Origin of the sequence: Bordetella sp. FB-8 (assembly GCF_000382185.1) — a bacterium.
GTDB lineage: Bacteria > Pseudomonadota > Gammaproteobacteria > Burkholderiales > Burkholderiaceae_B > Bordetella.
This window is the reverse complement of the sequence record NZ_KB907784.1, coordinates 589507-611848: the sequence shown is the minus strand read 5'-3', so window position 1 is coordinate 611848 and position 22342 is coordinate 589507. Positions and strand designations below refer to the sequence as shown.

Sequence of the window (22342 nt, the reverse complement as noted above, 5' to 3'; positions counted from 1 at the left end):
GGTATGTATGTCAGTCCGCAGGCCGGAAAGCCGGCACCCCGTTCGATACGGGTCAATGTGCCCCGGCTGATCACGGCCTATTACAGTGATCGGCCGGATCCTTCGATAACGGAACAGCGGGTCGCGTTCGGAACGTCCGGGCATCGAGGATCTTCGCTGACATGCAGTTTCAACGAGTGGCATGTCCTGGCGATTACGCAGGCTATTTGCCTGTATCGCGCGCGGCAGGGGACAGACGGCCCACTGTTCATCGGCATTGACACGCACGCGCTTTCCGAGCCGGCCTACGCGAGTGCGCTTGAAGTCCTGGCGGCCAACGGCGTGGAGGTCATGATCGCGCAAAACGGAGAATATACGCCTACTCCGGCAATATCCCATGCCATTGTCGCCTATAACCGCAACCGTGCCGCTGGCCTGGCCGACGGCATCGTCGTGACGCCTTCGCACAATCCGCCGGAAAGCGGCGGCTTCAAATACAACCCGTCCAACGGTGGGCCGGCCGGCGAGGCCGCGACGGGCTGGATCGAAGCGGCGGCGAACCGCCTGCTCGAAAGTCGGCTCCAGGGAGTGCGCCGCATGCCGCTGTCCAGGGCGATACGTGCCGCGACGATGCATCGGCATGATTTTCTCAATGTCTATGTGGGTGATCTGGCCGGTGTCATCGATATGGACATCGTGCGCGGTTCGCCGATCCGCCTGGGCGTCGATCCGCTGGGCGGCGCGGGCGTACATTACTGGAAACCGATCGCCGCGCGCTACGGCCTGAATCTCACCGTGATCGACGATATCGTCGATCCGACTTTCGGCTTCATGAGCGTCGATTGGGATGGGCGCATCCGCATGGACCCCTCGTCGCCCTATGCGATGCAGGCGCTGATCGGTCAGCGGGATGGCTTCGATGTGGCTTTCGCATGCGATACCGACCACGACCGGCACGGCATCGTCACCCGGCACGCCGGTTTGCTGGCGCCGAATCACTATCTGGCTGTTCTCGTCGATTATCTCTACACGCACCGGCCTGGGTGGCGTACGGATGCGGCAGTGGGCAAGACTGTTGTCAGCAGCCAGATGATCGATCGTGTGGCGAGCAAGCACGGCCGGGCGCTCTACGAAGTGCCGGCGGGATTCAAATGGTTTTCGGACGGCCTGCTCGAGGGCTCGCTGGGTTATGCGGGTGAAGAGAGCGCCGGAGCGAGCTGCCTGAGGCGCGATGGCACGGCCTGGACGACCGACAAGGACGGCATGGTGCCTGCCTTGCTGGCCGCGGAAATGACGATACGGATGGGTCGCGACCCCGCGGAGCGCTACCAGGAGCTAGCCGGACAGTTGGGCGCCCCAGTCGAGCGTCGCATCCAGGCGGCGGCGACGGCGCCGCAGCGCGCACGGCTGGCCCGGCTTGCGCCGGCGCAGGTTACCCACGCCGAATTGGCGGGCGAGAAGATCGAGCAGGTGCTCGATCGTGCGCCGGGCAACGGCGCGGCCATCGGCGGCATCAAGGTAGTGGCCAAGAATGGATGGTTCGCCGCGCGGCCATCGGGCACCGAAGATATCTACAAGATCTATGCGGAGAGTTTCCTCGGCGACGAACACCTCACGCGCATCGTCGATCAGGCCCAGGCGATGGTCGACGATGCGTTGCGCGTGGCGTTGTTACCCTAGCAGCGCCAGGGCGCGCGCGCAGACGTTGTCGACGGTGAACCCATATTCGCGCAGCAATACGTCGGCCGGCGCCGAGGCGCCATAGCCGTCTATGCCGAGCACGCCGCCGCGATCGCCGATGTAGCGATGCCAGCCTTGCGCTACGCCTGCCTCGATCGCGAGTCGCGCGCCCACCGACGCAGGCAGCACGGCATCCCGGTATGCCTGCTCCTGGGCGTCGAACAAGGTCCAGCAAGGCAGTGAAACCACGCGCACCGCGATATGCCGCGCCAGCAATTGTTCGCGCGCGGCCATCGCCAGTGCGACCTCGGAGCCGGTGGCGATCAGGATCAGCGCCGGCTCCCCACCGGGAGCGTCGGCAAGTACGTAGCCGCCGCGCCGCAGTCCGTCGGCGGCGGCGAATCGGGTGCGGTCGAAAGTCGGCACGTCCTGCCGCGTCAGGACGAGCGCGGTGGGCCGGTCTTTCGTTTCCAGCGCCAGGCGCCAGGCTTGGGCTGTCTCGTTGGCGTCGGCGGGACGCATGACATGCAGTCCTGGCACGGACCGCAGGCTCGCGAGCTGCTCGACGGGCTGGTGCGTTGAACCGTCTTCGCCCAGCGCCAGGCTGTCGTGCGTAAAAACAAGGATCACATGAAGATGCATGAGCGCGGCAAGCCGGATCGGCGGGCGCATATAGTCCGAGAAGATCAGGAAAGTCGCACCGAACGGAATGATGCCGCCATGCGCGGCCAGTCCGTTCAGGATCGCGCCCATGGCATGCTCGCGCACGCCGAAGTGCAGATTGCGACCTGCGTGGTTCCAGCCGCCCCCGTTGGAACCCTGCCTATCGTGGGCGTCGGCGCCGGGCGCGGCGAAGTCCCCAAGGCCCGACAGCGCGGTAAAGGTCGAGGGATCGAGGTCCGCCGAGCCGCCGAACAGCGCGGGAAGGTGCGGCGCTATCGCATTCATGACCCGGCCCGATGCGAACCGTGTGGCCATGCCTGTGGCATCGGCGGGGAAATGCGGAATGTCGCGGTCCCAGCCATCGGGCAATTCCCCTTGCATTGTCTGTTGCAGTTCTTCGGCAAGCACGGGAAATGCCTGGGTATAAGAGGCGATCAGGGCGTTCCATTCGGCCTCTTGCTGCGAGCCTTCCACTCGAGCGCGATGAAAACGCGTCTGAGCTGCGGCGGGAATATAGAAGGCCGGCTCGATCGGCCAGCCCAGGTTCTGCTTGGTCAGGCGCACTTCTTCCTCACCGAGCGGCGAACCGTGTGCCTTGTATGTGTCCTGCTTGTTGGGCGATCCGTAACCCAGGTGCGTATGCACCAGGATCAGGGATGGGCGTTGCGTTTCGGCGCGGGCATGAGCCAGAGCTTGGCCGATGGTAGCAAGATCGTTGCCGTCTTCAACGCATTGGGTGTGCCAGCCGTAGGCCCTGAAACGCTGGGCACGGTCCTCGGTAAACGCGATGCTGGTGCCCGCGGAAAGCGTGACCTGGTTGTCGTCGTACAGGTAGACCAGTTTGCCAAGCCGCAAATGGCCGGCCAGGGAAGCCGCTTCCGACGCAACGCCTTCCATCAGATCCCCATCGCTGACGATGCCGTAGGTGTAGTGATCGACGATGTCGTAGCCAGGGCGGTTGTAGCGTGCGGCGAGATGGGCCTGGGCAATGGCCATGCCCACGCCGTTGGCGAATCCCTGGCCTAACGGTCCGGTCGTGGTTTCCACACCGGGGGTCAGGCCGCGCTCGGGGTGGCCCGGCGTGCGACTACCCCACTGCCGAAAACGCTTTATCTCCTCGAGCGGTAGGTCATAGCCGGTCAGATGCAGCAGGCTGTACAGCAGCATGGAGCCGTGCCCCGCCGACAGCACGAAGCGGTCACGGTCGAACCATGCCGGATTGGCCGGGTTGTGCCTGAGAAAGCGGGACCACAGCGCGTAAGCCATGGGCGCGGCGCCGAGCGGTAGCCCGGGATGCCCGCTATGGGCTAGCTGTACCGCGTCGATGGAAAGAAAACGCAGTGTGTCGACGCACAGCGCGTCCAGGGTCTGGTTGTCCATCGGGCCGGCTATAGCGATTTGAGCCGGGTGACCTTGGTGCCTTGAAGCGAAACTCCCGCCATCAGGCCGCCATTGGACAGCACGAACGCATCGACATCTCCGGTTGCGGTGCTGGTGTCGACAGCGCCGTTTGCGCCGATTTTCAGCACAGCTACCGATGCGTCGCCGCCGGCAGACCAGCCCTTGGCATTGTGGAACTTGTTGAGCGATTCCTCCGTCATGAAAAGAAAGATGATCGCACGCGACTGCGCCCCGGCCTGCCATCCCACTGATCCGGTAACCGTACTGTAGTACCCGCTCGTGCGGCCATGGATGCGCAACGCGCCTTCGCCGTATTGTCCGCCGACGACAAAGCCCGCATCGATGACCGACGGAAATACCAGAACACCGTGGGCTTTCTCGACGAGTTGGCGCGAACCGTTCGCAGCCGCATAAAGGCGTGTCAAGGTCGAGTCCACTCCGGAGTCAATTGTGTGGCGCTTGTCGGTCTGTTCTCTTTGAGTCTTGACGTCGGACATGCCGGTCATGGTGCAGCCCGAGACGGCGAAGCCGATTGCAAGAATCGACCCGGGCGTGCCCAGTATGAATTTTCTTCTTAGCACGATGTTCTCCTGATGGGATGTGAGTTACCCGAACTTACGCCGATGCACGCGCCGGTGCGGTACGACAGCGTACAAAGCCAAAGCGGCAGGAAGAGATTGATGCCGGGGCACGACCGATGGTCCGTAGACCAGAGGGGGCGCACCATAGACATAGCCCGGATAGCTTATGTAGTGGCCGGCGCCATCACCGCGATCATTGCCATGCCGATCGGCATGCCGGGGTTCATGTCCATGGGTGTGCTGTTGTCTTGCGCGGTTAGCCTCTTGCGCTCGCAGCGTCGGAGTCGCGAGCAGGCAGGCAGGCCGGCGCGACGGCGAGTCCAGACGCGGCTACCCTTTTGTTGCGCATGAAATGCCTCGCCGGCATACGTGTGATTGAAGTCGCCATAATCAACCCTTCTTTTGTACAGGGTGTCTTTCGTTGCGGAAAATCAGGTCGGCATTGTGCTTCTGCGTACGCGACAGGGTCTTGTAAAGCGCCTCGAATGGCGGTTCGAGTTTTTTGACGCCGTCGGCATGGGCGTCGATCAATTGGCCGTAAGACCGTAGATCGTCAACGGCGGTCATAGTGTTCTTGCCCTCGGCGCGGACTTTCTCGAGCGCTTCGATGGCTAAGTCGTTGTCGCGCATGACCTGCGCAACAGTCTGCCAGAGAGGCTCCTGCGCGGCAGTGATTTGCAGGCGCAAATGAAGGCTGTTTATGCGCGTATCGGCTCGGCTCGCCGGCTGGGTGCCGGCCGCGGCGGCTGGTCTGGCCAACACGGCCGCACCCAGAAGCAGAACTGCCGCGAGCGCGGTTAGGGCGAACGGCCGAGCCAAGGAATGAGTGCATTTCATCGTGAATCTCCAAGGATATATACGAGGAACCTAGGCTTTCACAAAAGGTGAAGGCCACGAGTGTTCGATCACGAGACCACGTATGTTCCTATTTTTGAGCGGTATCTGTCCGATGGCGAACGCTAGGGCAGTGCCGACCGGTCACGCTATCCACGTGGCGATCATGGCAAATACTGTCGCGGCCATCACGAAAGTCGCGATCCAACCGAGGATGCGCAGCACAGGCGGCAGCGTGAAGGTGCCCATGATGGCTTGACGCATCGAAAGATGCATCATGACGGCCATCACCGGAGCCGCCACCACGCCATTGAGGACAGCGCTCCAGTACAGGGCTTTCACGGGATCGATGGACGTGAAGTTCAAGCCGACGCCGATCGCGGTGGCCGCGATGATGACGGCATAAAAAGCCTTGGCCTGCCTGGGTAGGCGCGCAAGACCGACGCGCCACGAGAACAGTTCTCCCACGGCGTAGGCGGCCGAGCCGGCGAGTACGGGCAGCGTAAGCATGCCGGTGCCGAGGATGCCCGCCGAGAAAACAATGAACGTGAAGCGGCCGGCCACGGCCCGCAGGGCTTCGGCGGCCTGCGCAGAGGTCTGGATGTCGGTCTGGCCGTGCGCGTGCAGCGTCGTTGCGGTGGTGATGATGATGAAGAAGGCGATAACGTTGGAAAGCGCCATGCCGAGATACGTATCGATGCGGATGCGGGCGAATTCGGCGTGCGCCCGCAACGGTGCGCGAACGAGATCGCCCGCCCCGTCGGGCCGCTCCTGTTCGTCCTCGACCTCTTGCTCGGCCTGCCAGAAAAAGAGATAGGGACTGATGGTCGTCCCCATGACCGCGACAATGGCCACGATATAGCCGGGCGTGAAGGAGAGCGGGGGCCAGACTACGGCCCGGGCGACCTGGCCCCACGGGACCTGCACGACGAAGGCGCAAATCACGTAGCTGAACAACGACAGGCACAACCACTTCAGGGCCGACACGTATCGTGCATAGCGGGTGAAGATCTCCAGCGCGGCCGATAGCAGTCCGAACAGACAGACATAGAGCAGGGCGGGGCCGTTGATAAGCAGCGTGAGCGCGGCACCCATCGCACCCAAGTCCGCTCCCAGATTGACGATATTGGCAATCAGCAACAGGCCGACGATGCCGCGGGAAAGCCATGACGGGTAGTGGCGGCGCAGATTGCCCGCGATGCCGTAGCCGGTCACCCGACCTATACGCGCGCTGATTTCCTGGATCGCCGCCATCAAGGGATAGCTCAGCAGCAGGGTCCAGGCCAGTTCGTAGCCGAACTTGGCGCCGATTTGCGAATAGGTGGCGATGCCGCTCGGATCGTCGTCGGAGGCACCGGTGATCAGGCCTGGCCCCATTACCTGGAGCAGCTTGGGGCGGTCCGGCTGTTTGACCGGATCGGATACCGGTGCGTGCATGGGGCGGCAGGCCCGGCGTCAGTTTCAGTGAGCCGGGACGAGCAGCACGGCGCCGTCGGGGGTAGTGGCAGGGCCTCTGGCCCCGTTGCTGCCTCTTGCCCCCGTGGTGCCGGTGGCGCCCGTGTCACCGGTCGCCCCGGGAGCGCCGGTCGCTCCGGTCGCGCCGCTATACCCCGAGTCCCCTTGCCGCCCGGTGTTTCCGGTATTGCCCATCTCGCCCTGCGGGCCTTGGGGTCCGGTGCAGGCACCCAGCGCGAGCATGGTCACGGCGGCAAATATCAGCTTCGAATGTTTCATGATGATTCCTTTGTTGGTCTGCATGAATAATGAGACGCTACGGGAATATCACGGCGTAGTCGGTACGCTAGCGTGCACGCATCGGAAAATAATCAAGAATAAAAACCACTGGAATAGGCCTTTCTTTTGCACACAATCCGGCTCAAGTGGGTTTGCCTTTCGCAGCGATGAGGTTCATCAGCTTGTTCCAGGATCGAATGAAAGAAAGCCGGCCTTCGTCCTGGAGTTGCGCGGCAAGCGCTGGAATGCCCACGCCAGCCTGCGCGAATTCGGCAAGCAAGGATTCGGAGTCGCCGCCATCGTCGCGCATCGCCCCGCGCACCTCGCCCCGCTCGGCGAATTCGAGCATGGTTTTTCCCGGCAGGGTGTTGATGGTGTGCGGTGCGGCAAGCGCCTCGACGTAGTATCCGCTGCGCAGCGTCGGGTCTCTCGTTCCTGTGCTGGCCCACACCAGCCGTTGGGGCAGAGCGCCGTTCCTGGCCAGCTCGCGCCATTGCGGCGCAATCAGCCGTTCTCGATAGGTTTTGTATATTTGCCTGGCGACGGCAATGCCCAATCGGTTGCGCAGTGCGGGCGGGATCATGTCCTTGACGGCCTGATCCCATCGGCTGACGAAAATCGATGCCACGCAATGGACTTTCGGGTCGAGGCCTGCGTAAACCCTGCGTCGGATGCCGCGTGCGTAGGCGCCGGCCGCGGCGATATAGTGTCCGCGCGAAAATAGCAGCGTGATGTTGATCGGAACGCCGGCGAAGATCAGTTCTTCGGCGGCCTGAATTCCCGCCGCCGTGCCCGGGATTTTGATGAAAAGGTTGTTGCATTGCGCGCTGGTATGAAGCCATCTGGCTGTATCGATTGTTCCAGCCACGTCATCGGCCAGCAGCGGAGAAACCTCCAGCGAGACCCAGCCTTCCATGCCATGGCTTGCTTCATGAACAAGGCGAAACAGCGTGGCGGCCCGTGTCAGGTCTTCCATTGCCAGCTCGAAGAATAGTGTTTCGCATGGCATGCCTTGCCGGATCTTCCAGCCAATGGCGTCGTCGTAGACGGCCGTGTCGCGGATGGCCTGATCGAAGGCGGCCAGATTGGACGTCAACCCCGTTATGCACAGTTCGGTGCGGTAGCGCTCGAGCGTGCCGCTGGTCAGAAGATCGCGCGTGATGTTGTCAAGCCATAGGCTTTGACCTAGGGCATGAAGCCGGGTTGTCGCATTCATGAGAGACCTCGCTGACGCACCGACGAGAAAGGTGCGTAGATCGATTCACCTTGCGCGCAATTACACCGAAAAGCAAGCCTGCGGTTGGGTACGGCAACGTACAGACTGGACTCGGGGAAATGAACACCGTGTGCAGTATGTATCGCTCTTTCGAGCGGGCATCAAACGAGGTTGATTGCCATGAACCAGATTCCCTTATTTTTATCTCTTGTGGTTGTCCTGGCCGGTATTGCCGCTGGCCAATGGATCAATTTTTATCTGGGGGGCGTGCTGATTGTCGTCGGGATTCTCGTCGGCCTGTCCGCCAAGGTGGCCAATGTATGGGAAAAGTTCGTGATCCTGCGGCTGGGCAAGCTGCAAAGCGTCAAGGGGGCCGGATTTTTCATGATCGTGCCCTTGCTGGATCGCATTGTGGCAATCATTGATGAACGGATCCAGACCACGGCTTTCAACGCTGAGCAGGCTTTAACCAAGGATACGGTGCCGGTCAATGTCGATGCGATTATCTTCTGGCATGTGAACGACGCGCAAAAGGCGGCTTTATCGATTACCGATTATCGCCAGGCCATCGACCGAGTGGCTCAGACGACTTTACGGGAATTGATCGGCGCTTCGATGCTCTCGACGCTGCTCTCGGATCGCGTCCAAGCGGACTCGCATCTGCGGATCGAAATAGAAGGCAAGACTGCCGCATGGGGTATTGCGGTCAGTTCGGTGGAGATCCGGGATGTCGCGATTCCGGTTGCGCTGCAGGATGCGATGTCCCGCCAGGCGCAGGCCGAACGCGAAAAGCAGGCACGCGTGATTCTGGGTTCGTCGGAAGCCGCGATCGCCTCGAATTTCGTCGAGGCAGCGCGGATCTATGAAAGTCAACCCGGCGCACTGCAGCTGCGGGCGATGAATATTATTTACGAAACAACCAAGGAGCGGGGCGCCACCATTCTCATGCCGACTTCAATGGTCGATAGTCTGAATCCTGTGCTTGCGCTGGCTGTCGCAGGTCGGGAAATCGCCACAGACCGGAACGCCGTCGCCAGCCCGCTCAAGACGGCAGCCTAATGATGTTTCAATTTGCACGTGCCGCATGGAGCCGCAGGAACCCATCGCCATGGAACAGCATCGCGCCGGTGCGCGACGAGTTGTTTGGCGAAGAGCGGCTGATGCAGCACGCGCGCAGCCTCGCTGGTGCTCAGTCCATCCTGAAGCAGACTCGCGCCTGCCCCTCCCTGACGGCGCGGCTCAAGGATAATGCGCGCCAGCTCTTGCGGGCCTACGAAACGACGGTGACGGCGGCGGGAAACGGTGAGCCGATCACTCCGGCCGCAGAATGGTTGCTCGACAACTACCACCTGGTCGAAGACCAGGTGCGCCAGATCCGCGATGACCTGCCAGCCAGCTACTACCGGCAATTGCCCAAGCTTAGCGCCGGCTCGTTCTCCTGCTATCCACGCGTTTTCGGCCTTGCGTGGGCATTCGTCGCGCATACCGATAGTCACTTTGACCCCAACCTGCTTTGCAGGTTCGTAGAGGCATACCAGACCGTGCAGCCGCTGACCATCGGCGAACTCTGGGCCGTGGCCATTACGCTGCGCATTGTGCTGATCGAAAACCTGCGGCGACTGGCCGACGAAATTACCGACGGCCGCATCGCGCGAGTCGATGCCGATGCAATGGCCGATCGTCTGCTCGGCGTGGCCGGCCATGCGCCTCAGGCCATCGAAACACTACTCGTGCGCTATGGCAGATCGGCTTTGCGCGATACCTTCGCGGTGCAATTGATACAGCGGCTGCACGATCAGGACCCGGAGGCGATGCCGGCCATTGCATGGCTGCACGCGCGCTTGATCGCTCAGAACACGACGGTGGAGCAAATTGTTGCCGCGGTGCATCAGAATCAGGGTGCGGCAAGCCTGACCGTGCGCAATGTGATTACGAGCATGCGCCTGATTTCCGACGTGGACTGGAGCGACCTGTTTGAGCGCATGAGTCCCGTTGACGAGCGATTGCGCGTATACCCACAGTTCGTAGACATGGATTTCGCCACGCGCAATTTGTATCGCGGCGCGATCGAGGTGTTGGCGCGCGGATCGTCGCTGAGCGAGATCGATATCGCGGATCGTGCCGTCGCCGCCGCACAGACGGCGACGCAGGATACGGCCGCGAAAGAGTCTGCCGCGCAAGCGATGCGGCAGCACACCGTCGATCCCGGCTATTACTTGCTGGGGGCCGGCCGGCACGCTTTCGAGACGGCAATCGGCTATCGCCCGCCGGCGAGGCTGTGGCTGCACCGTTTCACGCGCCGCGTCGGTCTGGGTGGCTACATCGCTCGCATTTTGCTGCTTGCGGCCCTGCTGTTGGGCGGCATTCTGGCGCTGCTGGCCGGCTTTGTGCCCCATGCCGGCTGGCTTGTATGGTTGGGTCTGGCAGGCATATTGCCCACGCTGGATGCGGCCGTGGCAATTGCCAATCGAGGGGTGATGCGTGACGTCAATGCGGTCGTTCTGCCAGGTCTGGCGCTGCGCGACGGCGTTCCGGCCGAGATGCGCACGGTGGTGGCCGTTCCAACGCTGCTGACCACACGGGCCGCGCTGACCGAACAGATCGAGCGGCTGGAGATTCATCATCTTGCGAGCGGAGCGGGCGAAATTTACTACGCGCTGCTATCGGACTGGACGGACTCACCGACCGAGCTGACCGATGATGACCAAGGCCTTCTGGCTGCCGCGGCCGCAGGAATCGCGGAACTGAACCGGCGCTATCCGGCCACGCCGCATGGCGCCCGCTTCCTGCTATTGCATCGGCGGCGCATCTGGAATCAAGAGCAAAGGCATTGGATGGGCTGGGAGCGCAAGCGCGGCAAACTGCACGAACTCAACCGTCTGTTGCGCGGCGCGACGGACACTTCTTTCGTCGCCATCGATGGGCATACGCCGATCACGCCGCCGCAAGTTCGCTATGTGATCACCCTCGATGCGGACACCCGCCTGCCGCGTGATACGGTGCGCCGCCTGATCGGCAAGATGGCGCATCCGCTGAATCGTCCGGTGTTCGACCCGCAGAGCCAGCGCGTTGTAGAAGGATATGGCGTTTTACAGCCCCGTGTGACGCCGTCATTGCCACTCGGCGCCGAGGGTTCGCTGTTTCAGCGCATTTTATCGAGCCCTAGCGGAATTGATCCTTATGCCGCGGCCGTGTCCGACGTGTACCAGGATCTGTTCGACGAAGGCTCCTACGTAGGCAAGGGAATTTACGATATCGATGCCTTCGAGCTGGCGCTCGCCGGGAGGGTGCCGAACAACACGATGCTCAGCCACGACCTGTTCGAGGGGATATTCGCGCGCGCGGGCCTGGCGTCCGATATCGAAGTGGTCGAGGCATTTCCGGACCGGTACGACGTCGCCATGGCGCGCCAGCATCGATGGGCGCGCGGTGACTGGCAACTGCTGCCTTGGCTGTTTCCGGTGCGGCAGCGGGCCGCCCTGACATTGCAGGCCACGGGACGCTGGAAGATCCTGGACAACTTGCGTCGCACCTTGGCGGCACCCGCGACCTTCCTCGCGTTATTGGTCGGCTGGGCTTTTCCGTTGCCTTGCGCATTGCTCTGGAGCATCTATGTCGTGGCGACAATCGGAGTGCCTGCAATGCTGCCCGTGCTGGGGGCGTTCATGCCGCACTGGAGGCGAGCGCACGTGAAAATGACGTTCGGCAGTCTGTTGCGTACTTGGCTGACCGATTTTTACCTGGCCCTGGTTCGGACCGGCTTTTCGATTGTGTTCCTGGCTCAGCAGGCATGGTCGATGTGCGATGCGATCTCGCGCACGCTGTTTCGTGTTCTGATCAGCCATCGGCATCTGCTTGAATGGACCACTGCAGCCGAAACCGGTGCAAATGAACGGCGTTCGCTTGATGCGCTTTTCTTCTGGATGCGCGGCGGCGTCATGCTTGCCCTGTTCGGAACGACGGCCAGCGCATGGATGGCATGGCACCTGGGAAACGGCGGGGCGTGGGTCGGCATTCCGTTTGTGATCGCCTGGCTGGCCTCGCCGGTCATCGCCCATAGGGTGAGCATCGCACCACGATCGGCATGCGATCTGAATATCGATTCCGACGACGCGCTGCACCTGCGTCTGTATGCCCGCCGCAATTGGCGCTATTTCGAGACTTTTGTCACGACGGACGAACATATGCTGCCGCCGGACAATTTGCAGGAAGAGCCGCGCCAGATCGTCGCGCACCGCACGTCCCCGACCAATGTCGGGCTTTATCTTCTTGCGACAGTCAGCGCGCGGGAGTTCGGCTGGTTGGGTACGCACGATGCGATCGCGCGACTGGAGACCACGTTCGCAACGCTGCAAAGCCTGCCCCGGCATCGAGGCCATTTCTACAATTGGTACGACACGCAGAGTCTGCAGGCGCTGGAGCCGAGGTATGTGTCATCTGTCGATAGCGGAAATCTTGCGGGTCATTTGATCGCGGTGGGCAATGCCTGCCGCGCGTGGGCGCAACAGCCGGCAGGGGCGGCATCGAGCGCTTTCTCTGGCATACGCGATAGCCTTGCCCTGTTGAGCATGTCAGTCAGCGCGCATGCGGCTCGGCATTCCCGTACGCTCCTGCATGACGAGTTCGATCAGGCATCGGGTGCGCTTCAGGCTGCTCTGGCGGTCGATGGGCCGGCTAGGGTTCCCGGCGCTTGCACGCCCGCATCCGAAATCGGACCCGCCCGATCGGCTGCCGAGCCGATGCCGACATGGTCCAGAATCAAGCTGCTCGCCGCGACAGTGGCTGACATTGCGCATGCGTTGGTTGATGAGGTTCATCAGAATTCGGCCGACGTGGGCGGTGAGGTGCTGTTCTGGATTGGCGCGCTCGAACGTGTGGTTCATGGACACTGCTGCGACGACGATCGTGTGCCGGAGTCGGCGTCTCTGGCCGCGCGACTAAATGCCATAGCCGATACGGCGCTGCAAATGTCTGATGCAATGGAGTTCGGCTTTCTGCTGGATCCGGTCCGCGGCCTGTTGTCGATCGGTTATGCCGTCGGGGACGGGCGGCTCGACCCAAGCAGTTATGACATGCTGGCCTCCGAGGCGCGGCTGGCCAGTTTTATCGCCATCGCCAAGGGTGATATTCCCGCACGCCACTGGTTTCGGCTGGGCCGCGTCGCCACGCCGGTTCCCGGCGGCGCGGCACTGGTGTCCTGGTCTGGTTCGATGTTCGAATACCTGATGCCATCGCTGGTCATGCGCGCGCCGGCAGAAAGCCTGATTGCGCGGACCAACAGCCTGGTCGTACGCCGGCAGATCCGCTACGGCGCCGCGCTCGGACTGCCCTGGGGCATTTCTGAATCTGCCTTCAATGCGCGTGATCTTGAATTTACTTATCAATACTCGAGTTTCGGCATCCCGGATCTGGGGCTCAAGCGCGGTCTTGGTCATGACATCGTGATCGCACCCTACGCGACAGCGCTGGCTGCCATGGTTGCGCCAGGCGCGGCTGTGAGCAACTTCGAACGTATTGTCGCCGCCGGCGGAATTGGCCGGTTCGGGTTCTACGAGGCGCTCGACTATACGCCGGCGCGTGTGCCCGAAGGCCAGCGGGTCGCGGTGGTGCGCGCCTTCATGGCGCATCATCAGGGCATGTCGATCGTCGCGATCGCCAATGCGCTGCTGAACGGCCGTCTGCGCGGTTTTTTCCACGCCGAACCGGCAATCCAGGCCACCGAGCTGCTGCTGCAGGAGCGCATGCCCAGCAGAGTCGCGGTTGCGCATCTGCGGGTCGACGAGGAACGCGTCGATGTTGCGATGCGTGGAACCGGGCCCGCGGTGGCAAGGCGTCTGTTTTCGGCGGATGGACCCTTGCCCGCTACCCACTTGCTTTCCAATGGTCGTTACACCGTGATGCTGACGGCAGCCGGGTCAGGATACAGCCGTCGTGGCAATGTGGCCGTCACGCGTTGGCGCGAGGATGCCACATGCGACGACTCGGGCAGCTACCTGTATCTGCGCGATGCGGAAAGCGGCGAACTCTGGTCGGCGACGTGGCAGCCAATCGGAGCCGTCCCGGATCGGTACGAAGTGAAATTCATGGAAGACCGCGCGCAGTTTCTGCGCCAAGACGGCACGCTGACCACCACGTTCGATGTGGTCGTATCGCCCGAGGAGGACGCGGAAGTGCGGCGAGTCTCGTTGACCAACGAGGGCGCGCGCGTGCGTGTCATCGAGTTCACGTCCTACGCGGAGATCGTGCTTGCTCCGCCGGCCGCCGATCAGTCGCATCCGTCATTCTCGAAACTGTTCGTCGAAACCGAGTTTTTGCCTGGATCCAATGCCATTCTGGCGACGCGCCGTCGACGCGAAGTGGGCGAGCCCGAGGTCTGGGCCGCGCATCTTGCGCAAATATCGGGCGATGCCGTCGGGGCGGTCGAAATCGAAACCGATCGGGCACGGTTCATCGGGCGCGGGAAAAGCGTGCGCCTCCCGCAGGGCCTCGCCAGCGGGCGGCGGCTTGGCAATTCGGCGGGCGTGGTGCTCGACGCCGTCTTCGTCCTGCGCCAGCGTTTGTGCATTAGGCCAGGCGAGACGGCCAGCGTTGATTTCTGGACCATTGTCGCCGACTCGCGGACTCAATTGCTGGACTTGGTGGACAAGCATCGAGATGGCGAGCCGTTTGCACGGGCGGCGATGCTGGCCTGGACTCAGGCCCAGATACAACTGCGCCACATTGGCGTGAGTCCCGACGAGGCCTGCCTGTTCCAACAGATGGCTGGCCACCTACTGTACAACGATGCGTCGCTGCGGCCGGCTTCGGCCGCATTGCTGCGCGGCACGGCAGCCGTGCAGGCCGCGGGCGGCATTGGCGCCGCGCCGCTTTGGGCGCATGGCGTGTCCGGCGATCTGCCGATTCTGCTGGTGCGAATCGATGACGTCGAGCACATGGCGCTGGTGCGCCAATTGGTGCATGCCCATGAATACTGGCGCATGAAGCGGTTCGCGGTCGATCTGGTCATCATCAACGAGCGTGTGATGTCGTATGCGCAGGAGTTGCAGGCGGCCCTCGAAACGCTGGTGCGCTCCCGGCAAGTGCAGCCTGCGCCTATCGGCGCTGTGCACGGCGATATTTTCGTGCTGCGCGCGGACCTCATGTCGGACGCGTCACTTGCGCTTTTTCCCGTGGCCGCGCGTGCGGTGCTGGCGGCGCGCAATGGCCGTCTGCTGGAGCAGCTAAGGCGCTTAACCAATTTTCGGCCTGCTACACCGCTTCGCCTTGTTTCCCCGTCTGCGCAGGCTTACCCGCCCAGGCCGGTGCTTGCGGCAGGTCTGGCGCCGGCTGCCGCGCTGGAGTGCTTTAACGGTCTTGGCGGTTTTGCCAACGGAGGCAGAGAATACGTGACGGTTCTCGCTTCGGGACAATGCACGCCGATGCCGTGGGTCAACATTGTCGCCAACCCATCTTGCGGCTTTCTGGTCTCGGCCGAGGGGAGCGGCTATACCTGGGCGTCGAACAGCCGCGATCACCCGCTGACGCCTTGGTCCAGCGATGCCGTCGTCGATCCTCCCGCGGAAGTGTTCTACGTTCGCGACGACGAAACCGGGGTGCTTTGGGGGCCTCAGGCCAATCCCATGCGCCGCAACCCCCAGGGCGCGGCATCCTATGTCGCGCGTCATGGCCAGGGCTACAGCCGGTTTACGCATACAGCCGAGGAGGTCGCGCTGGAGCTTCTGCAATTTGTGCCGCGAGAGGACCCTGTCAAGATTTCCCGCTTGGTGCTGCGCAATCTGTCGAGCCGGACTCGCCGGCTCTCGGTGACGGCTTATGCCGAATGGGCGCTGGGCGCGTCGCGCAGTATTGCCGCACCGCACACAGTCAGCGAGATCGACGCGCAAACGGGAGCGATGTTTGCCAGCAATGCCCGGGCCGGGGTCTACCGCGGCCGGGTGGCTTTTGCCGATCTGGCTGGCCGGCAGAGCGCATGGAGCGCCGACAGGCGCGAATTCATCGGCCGCAACGGCAGTCTGGCCAATCCGGCCGGGCTGGGGTCCGTGCCGCTGTCGGGCCGAGTCGGCGCGGGGCTGGACCCTTGCGCTGCGTTGCAAACCGAGATTGAGCTGGCGCCCGGCGGGGCGGCAGAAATCGTATTTCTGCTGGGCGAGGCTCAAGCGCCGGAAGCGGCCCGGCAGCTGATCGTCCGCTACCGCGAAGCCGATCTGGATGCCGTACTTGCCGAGGTGACCGCATTCTGGGACGAAACACTCGAAACCGTTCAGGTGGCAACGCCCGACCGGACGATGGATGTGCTGCTGAACCGCTGGCTGCTGTATCAGACGCTGGCCAGCCGCATCTGGGCGCGCGCGGGCTTTTATCAGGCCAGCGGCGCTTATGGCTTTCGCGATCAGCTGCAGGATGGCATGGCGCTCGCCGTGGCGCGTCCCGAACTGACCCGTGAGCATCTTCTGCGCGCAGCGGCCAGGCAGTTCCAGGAGGGCGACGTGCAGCATTGGTGGTTGCCCGACGACGGTGCCGGCGTGCGCACACATATTTCGGACGATAGGGCATGGTTGGCCTACACTGCGGCCCAGTACATCGAAGTAACGGGCGATAACGCGATTCTCGACGTGATGGTGCCGTTTATCGAGGGGCCGCCCTTGGCCGCGGGCGAGCACGACGCCTATTTCACGCCGCGCGTGTCGCAGACCAGTGTGCCGCTTTTTGAGCATTGCGCGCGCGCGCTCGATCAAAGCCTTGGTCTGTTCGGTGCGCATGGCTTGCCGCTGATGGGTACCGGCGACTGGAACGACGGCATGAACCGGGTCGGCGCGGCGGGGCGCGGCGAAAGTGTGTGGCTAGGCTGGTTCCTCTATGCCACGCTCTTGGCCTTTGAACCCTTGGCGCGGTCGCGCGCAGACAGTGAGCGGGCTGACCGCTGGCTGCTGCGCGTCGAAGCCTTGCGAGAGGCGCTGGAAAGCGCGGGGTGGGACGGCCAGTGGTATCGGCGCGGCTATTACGACGATGGCACGCCGCTCGGATCGGCCGCCAACGACGAATGCGCGATCGATGCCATTGCCCAGTCCTGGAGCGTTTTGTCAGGCGCGGCCGATGCGTCGCGGGCAGAATGCGCGATGGCGGCGCTGGACGATCGGCTGATCCGTCGCGACGAGGGTCTTGCCCTGCTGTTTGACCCGCCGTTCGATCATGGGCAGGCAGATCCCGGCTATATCAAGGGCTATCCGCCGGGCATCCGGGAAAACGGCGGTCAATATACGCATGCCGCGGTCTGGTCTATGCTGGCATTCGCCAAGATGGGCGACGGCGATCGCGCAGCCCATCTGTTTTCGCTGCTCAATCCCATCAATCGCAGCTTCACGCGTAGCGGGATGAACCGCTACAAGGTCGAGCCGTATGTCATGGCGGCCGACGTCTACTCGGTCGATCCCCATGCGGGGCGCGGCGGGTGGACCTGGTATACCGGCTCGGCGGGATGGATGTACCGCGCCGGCATCGAAGGGCTGCTTGGCTTGCGCAAGCGCGGCGCGCAACTCTCCATTGATCCGTGCATACCCAGGATATGGCCGGGTTTTACCGCGGTGTTGCGTCATGGCGCGGCCCGGTACGAGATCACGGTGGAAAATCCGCAAGGCGTCAATCGCGGCGTAAGCCGTATCGTCATGGACGGTATCGAATTCGAATCCGGCAAGACAGCAGTGCCCTTGGTGGACGACGCGGCGCGCCATCGGGTGACGGTGACGCTGGGCAGGCCCTAGAGCAAAAGGCATGCTGGATTCGTTTTGGTATTTGTTGTTCGGCTTGCTGCTCATCACCATGGTGGTGTTGGGCGCAACACTCGAGCGCATGCTGCTGAGCAGCGCGACGATTTACTTGGGCATCGGCTATTTAGTAAGAATCGGAGGGTTGATGCCGGTTGTTCCCGATCCGGTGCTTCATGCCGAAGTGATCGGCCGGATTGCGGAAATGGCCTTGCTGATTTCCTTGTTCTCCGTGGGATTGCGCATGGGTGTTCCGATCCTGGACCGCAGGTGGATCGTTCCATTGCGTCTGGCCTATCTCTCGATGGCGATCACCGTTGGGTTGATTGCGGTGATCGGCATTTGGGGATTGGGTTTGTCTCCGGGGGCTGCGATACTCTTGGGCGGCATTCTGGCGCCCACGGATCCCGTGCTGGCCTCCGGCATGAAGACCGATCGCGGCGTCCACCCCGATCGCCTGAGGTTCAGTCTCGCAGGCGAAGGTGCGCTGAACGACAGCACCGCGTTTCCATTCGTGGTGCTAGGCTTGGCTTTGCTGGCGCCCAATGCCGTGGCTTTCAGCGTCTGGCGTTGGTTGCTGTTCGATCTGATATGGTCCAGTGTCGGCGGCATATTGGTCGGCGTGATAGTGGGTTTCCTGACCGGCCGGCTGATTGTCTATCTGCGCACGCGGCATTTCCAGGCCGTGGGCCAGGACGAGTTTCTGTCGCTAGGCGTGATTGCCGTTGCCTACGGTCTTGCGCAGCAGTGCCATGCTTCCGGGTTTCTGGCCGTCTTTGCCGCGGGACTGGCTTTTCAGCGAATAGAGGAAATGCCGCAAGTGGGTACGGTCTCGCTTGGGGCCGCCGACGATGCGCAAGGTCATACGTATGGGGTAATGGCGACCCACTCGCATCACGCCAGCGCCATCATGAAAAGCGCGGTGCGGGAATTCAATGCCCAACTCGAACGCCTCGCCGAATTGACGATGGTGCTGCTCGTTGGGGCCTTGCTTCCTCATGCCCTGGCATGGCGGGCGCTCTGGTGGTTCGTTCCGGTGATATTGCTGCTCGTGCGCCCTGTCTCGGTCGTTCTCGGAACGCTTGGCGTGGCCGGGGCGGGACACGCCAGGGTCATGGCGTCATGGTTCGGAATACGTGGAATCGGCTCTGTCTTTTATTTGATGTTTGCGTTGCGGCATGGCGTAGAGGAGCCGTTGGCCGGACAACTGATCACCTTGACACTGGTGGTCGTTTCGGCGTCCATTTTCGTGCACGGCATTTCCATGCGGCCGCTGATGAAATGGTACGGCCGGCGAGCCGAGAACAATGAGTCCGCCTGACAGGCGGGCCGGGCCGCCGCCAATGGTCACGCCGCAACAATTCAGTCTTTGAGCGCGGCCAGTACCTCGTCGAGCATCTTCTTGGCGTCGCCGAACAGCATGCGGTTGTTGTCCTTGTAGAAAAGCGGATTGTCCACGCCGGCGTACCCCGAGGCCATGGAACGCTTCATTACGATCGAAGTTTTGGCCTTCCAGACCTCCAGTACCGGCATGCCGGCGATGGGGCTGGCGGGGTCGTCGGCCGCGCTGGGATTGACGATGTCGTTGGCGCCGATCACCATCGCGACGTCCGTATCGGGAAAGTCGGCGTTGATCTCGTCCATTTCCATCACGATGTCGTAGGGTACTTTGGCCTCGGCCAGCAACACGTTCATGTGGCCGGGCATGCGGCCCGCCACCGGGTGGATGGCAAAGCGCACATTCACGCCTTTTTCGCGCAAGGTCCGTGTGATCTCGAACACCGTATGCTGGGCCTGCGCCACCGCCATGCCGTAGCCCGGCACGACGATCACATTCCTGGCCTCGCGCAGCAGCTGGGCCGTTTCAACAGCGTCGATGGGGGTCACTTCGCCCTGGGGTTGCAAGGTTGCGTCGCCTTTCTTGGCCGCGCCGCCGCCGGAGCCGAAGCCGCCCGCGATCACGCTGACGAAGTTGCGGTTCATCGCGTTGCACATGATGTATGACAGGATGGCGCCCGAGGAGCCGACCAGGGCGCCGGTGACGATCAGCAGGTCGTTGTTCAGCATAAAGCCCGTGGCCGCCGCCGCCCAGCCCGAGTAGCTATTGAGCATAGATATCACAACGGGCATGTCGGCCCCGCCGATCGCCATGACCATGTGTACGCCGAACAGCAGCGCGATCGCGGTCATGACGATGAGCGCCGTCATCCCGGCGCTGGCGCCGTGCGCATGCAGAAACCGGCTGCCGAACCAGATGACCATCAGGAGCGCGGCCAGATTGAGCCAGTGCCGCGCGGGCAGCAGCAAAGGCTTGCCGCCGATCTTGCCGCTGAGTTTGCCAAAGGCGATCAGCGAACCCGAGAAGGTGACCGCGCCGATCAGGATGCCGACGTAGATTTCCACCAGATGAATGGTTTGTTCCGCGCCCTGGAACTGAACCGACGTATCCACATAGCTGGCAAAACCCACCAGGCAAGCTGCCAGGCCTACGAGGCTGTGCATGAGCGCGACCAGTTCGGGCATTTGGGTCATCTTCACGACCTTGGCCGCATACAGGCCGATCCCGCCACCGACCGCCAGGGCCGCGACGATCCAGGCGATGCCGCCAGCGCCCACGCGCGGACCCAAGAGCGTGGCCAGCACGGCCAGCGCCATGCCGACCATGCCAAGCAGATTGCCCCGGCGCGAGGTTTCCGGGTTGGACAGGCCTCCCAGGCTCAGGATGAAAAGTATGGCGGCGCCGAGATAGGCCACCGTGGCGAGACTTTGGGACATGATCTTGGTTTCCCTTTCTTCTTATTTGCGGAACATGGCCAGCATGCGGCGCGTGACGGCGAAACCGCCGAACATGTTGACGCCGGTGAGCACGATGGCGGCGACGGCCAGCCAGCGGATCAGATCGTCCGGCCTGCCCGCGGCGGCGACTTCGGGCGGCGCGATTTGTACCAGGGCTCCGATGGCGATGATGCTGGAGATAGCGTTGGTGACGCTCATCAGCGGCGTGTGCAGGGCGGGCGTGACGTTCCACACGACCATGTAGCCGATGAAGCAGGCCAGCACGAACACCGTGAAGTGTCCCAGGAATGCCGCGGGCGCATAGGCGCCGATGAACCAGAAGGCGACCGCGGCGACGGCGAACAGGATTGCCATCGTCCTGGCCGGCAGCGGCGCGCCGCTGCCATGGCCGTGGCCGCTCTTTTTTTCCGCCACGGCGGCGGCGGGTTTGGGCGCCGGCACCGCAGCGGGCTTGAGCGGCGGTGCGGGCCAGGTGACGGCGCCGTCCTTGATGACTGTCAGGCCGCGTAGGGCTTCGTCTTCCATATTCACGACGGCCACCCCGTCCTTGGCTTTGCACAGCTCCTGCGCAAGGCGCAGAAGATTGGTGGCGTACAGCGTGGAAGATTGCCTGGCCAGGCGCGAGGCCAGGTCGGTATAGCCGATGATGGTCACGCCGTGGCGCACCACCGCCTCGCCCGGCACGGTCAGTTCGCAGTTGCCGCCTTGTTCGCCGGCCATGTCCACGATCACGCTGCCCGGCTTCATGGACTGCACCATATCGGCGCTGATGAGCTTGGGCGCGGGCTTGCCGGGAATCAGCGCGGTAGTGATGATGATGTCGGCATCCTTGGCCTGCTGCGCATACATGGCGCGCTGCGCGGCTTGGAAGCCCTCGCTCATGACCTTGGCGTAGCCGCCGCCGCCCGAGCCTTCTTCTTCGTAGTCGACCTTGACGAACTCGCCGCCCAGGGATTTGACCTGATCGGCGACTTCGGAGCGCGTATCGTTGGCGCGCACGATGGCCCCCAGGCTGGCGGCGGTGCCGATGGCCGCCAGGCCCGCCACGCCCGCGCCGGCGATAAACACCTTGGCGGGCGGCACTTTGCCGGCCGCCGTGATCTGGCCGCTGAAGTAGCGGCCGAAGGCGTTGGCGGCCTCGATGACGGCCCGGTAGCCGCTGACGCCGGCCATCGAGGTCAGCGCGTCCATCTTCTGCGCGCGGCTCAGGGTGCGCGGCAGGCAGTCGATGGCCAGCACCGTGGCCTTTCTCGCGGCTAGCTGCTGCATCAGGCCGGGATTCTGGGCGGGCCAGACGAAGCCGATCAGGATGCCGCCTTCGCGCATCTGGGCCACCTCGTCGGCGCTGGGTGGGCGCGCCTTGAAGACAATGTCGGACGTGGCCCACAGGGTCGCGGCATCTGCCACGATGTCAGCCCCGGCGGCGCGATAGGCGTCGTCGTCGAAATTGGCCGCCTCGCCCGCGCCCGCTTCGACGGCAACGGAGAAGCCCAGCTTAATGAGTTTATCGACGACGTCGGGCACCGTGGCCACGCGCTTTTCACCGGGGAAGGTTTCCCGCGGGACGCCTATGCGTTGGGCGTCATCACGTTGGGCGTCATCACGCTGGGCGTCACTACGCTGGGCGTCACTACCCTGCGCGGGTGGGGTGGGGCTGGTTGGCATGCGAGTTCCTGTAGGGCGTAATTGTCTTTCGA

12 protein-coding genes are annotated in these 22342 nt (G+C 63.1%); 4 read left to right on the top strand and 8 right to left on the bottom strand.

The window, feature by feature from the left end:
- Positions 1 to 3 precede the first annotated feature (3 nt).
- Entirely contained in the window at positions 4 to 1659 is a 1656-nt protein-coding gene (gene pgm, locus H143_RS0102960) for a phosphoglucomutase (alpha-D-glucose-1,6-bisphosphate-dependent) (RefSeq protein ID WP_019936739.1), read from the top strand.
- On the opposite strand, the gene tkt is transcribed toward pgm, so the two are convergent.
- The 6 genes from tkt to H143_RS0102925 all read right to left on the bottom strand — a co-directional run bounded on the left by tkt (position 1651) and on the right by H143_RS0102925 (position 8088).
- Positions 1651 to 3702 (bottom strand): transketolase, encoded by a 2052-nt coding sequence (tkt, locus tag H143_RS0102955; RefSeq protein WP_019936738.1) that lies wholly within the window; start codon positions 3700 to 3702, stop codon positions 1651 to 1653. The two genes, pgm and tkt, sit on opposite strands and share 9 nt — an antisense overlap.
- An 8-nt stretch (positions 3703 to 3710) precedes the next feature.
- Positions 3711 to 4304 carry a YSC84-related protein gene (locus H143_RS0102950; protein ID WP_026349662.1) on the bottom strand — a complete coding sequence of 198 codons (594 nt, stop codon included), beginning with the start codon at positions 4302 to 4304 and terminating at the stop codon, positions 3711 to 3713.
- 390 nt (positions 4305 to 4694) lie between these two features.
- The gene (locus tag H143_RS19840) at positions 4695 to 5123 is read right to left on the bottom strand and encodes a Spy/CpxP family protein refolding chaperone (RefSeq protein ID WP_033365910.1); all 429 of its coding nucleotides are present in this window, start codon (positions 5121 to 5123) and stop codon (positions 4695 to 4697) included.
- 159 nt (positions 5124 to 5282) lie between these two features.
- A complete protein-coding gene (locus tag H143_RS0102935) occupies positions 5283 to 6575 on the bottom strand; it encodes an NRAMP family divalent metal transporter (protein WP_019936733.1) in 1293 nt (430 codons plus the stop codon).
- Positions 6576 to 6599: 24 nt separating this feature from the next.
- Positions 6600 to 6872, bottom strand: a complete 273-nt coding sequence (locus tag H143_RS23175) for a hypothetical protein (RefSeq protein ID WP_019936732.1) — start codon at positions 6870 to 6872, stop codon at positions 6600 to 6602.
- 142 nt (positions 6873 to 7014) lie between these two features.
- Positions 7015 to 8088 carry a transaldolase gene (locus H143_RS0102925; protein WP_019936731.1) on the bottom strand — a complete coding sequence of 358 codons (1074 nt, stop codon included), beginning with the start codon at positions 8086 to 8088 and terminating at the stop codon, positions 7015 to 7017.
- Between the two features lie 180 nt (positions 8089 to 8268).
- Between H143_RS0102925 and H143_RS0102920 the strand changes: the two genes are divergently transcribed.
- The 3 genes from H143_RS0102920 to H143_RS0102910 are packed head-to-tail and all read left to right on the top strand — an operon-like array spanning position 8269 to position 19170.
- On the top strand, positions 8269 to 9147 hold the full coding sequence (locus H143_RS0102920) for a slipin family protein (protein ID WP_026349661.1): 879 nt from the start codon (positions 8269 to 8271) through the stop codon (positions 9145 to 9147).
- Between the two features lie 2 nt (positions 9148 to 9149).
- On the top strand, positions 9150 to 17846 hold the full coding sequence (locus H143_RS19835) for a GH36-type glycosyl hydrolase domain-containing protein (RefSeq protein WP_033365908.1): 8697 nt from the start codon (positions 9150 to 9152) through the stop codon (positions 17844 to 17846).
- A 10-nt stretch (positions 17847 to 17856) separates the two neighbouring features.
- Positions 17857 to 19170: a sodium:proton antiporter gene (locus tag H143_RS0102910; protein ID WP_019936728.1), complete on the top strand. Its 1314-nt coding sequence runs from the start codon at positions 17857 to 17859 to the stop codon at positions 19168 to 19170.
- Positions 19171 to 19211: 41 nt separating this feature from the next.
- On the opposite strand, the gene pntB is transcribed toward H143_RS0102910, so the two are convergent.
- A complete protein-coding gene (pntB, locus tag H143_RS0102905) occupies positions 19212 to 20624 on the bottom strand; it encodes a Re/Si-specific NAD(P)(+) transhydrogenase subunit beta (protein ID WP_019936727.1) in 1413 nt (470 codons plus the stop codon).
- 21 nt (positions 20625 to 20645) lie between these two features.
- Entirely contained in the window at positions 20646 to 22310 is a 1665-nt protein-coding gene (locus H143_RS0102900) for a Re/Si-specific NAD(P)(+) transhydrogenase subunit alpha (protein ID WP_081626995.1), read from the bottom strand.
- Positions 22311 to 22342 lie beyond the last annotated feature (32 nt).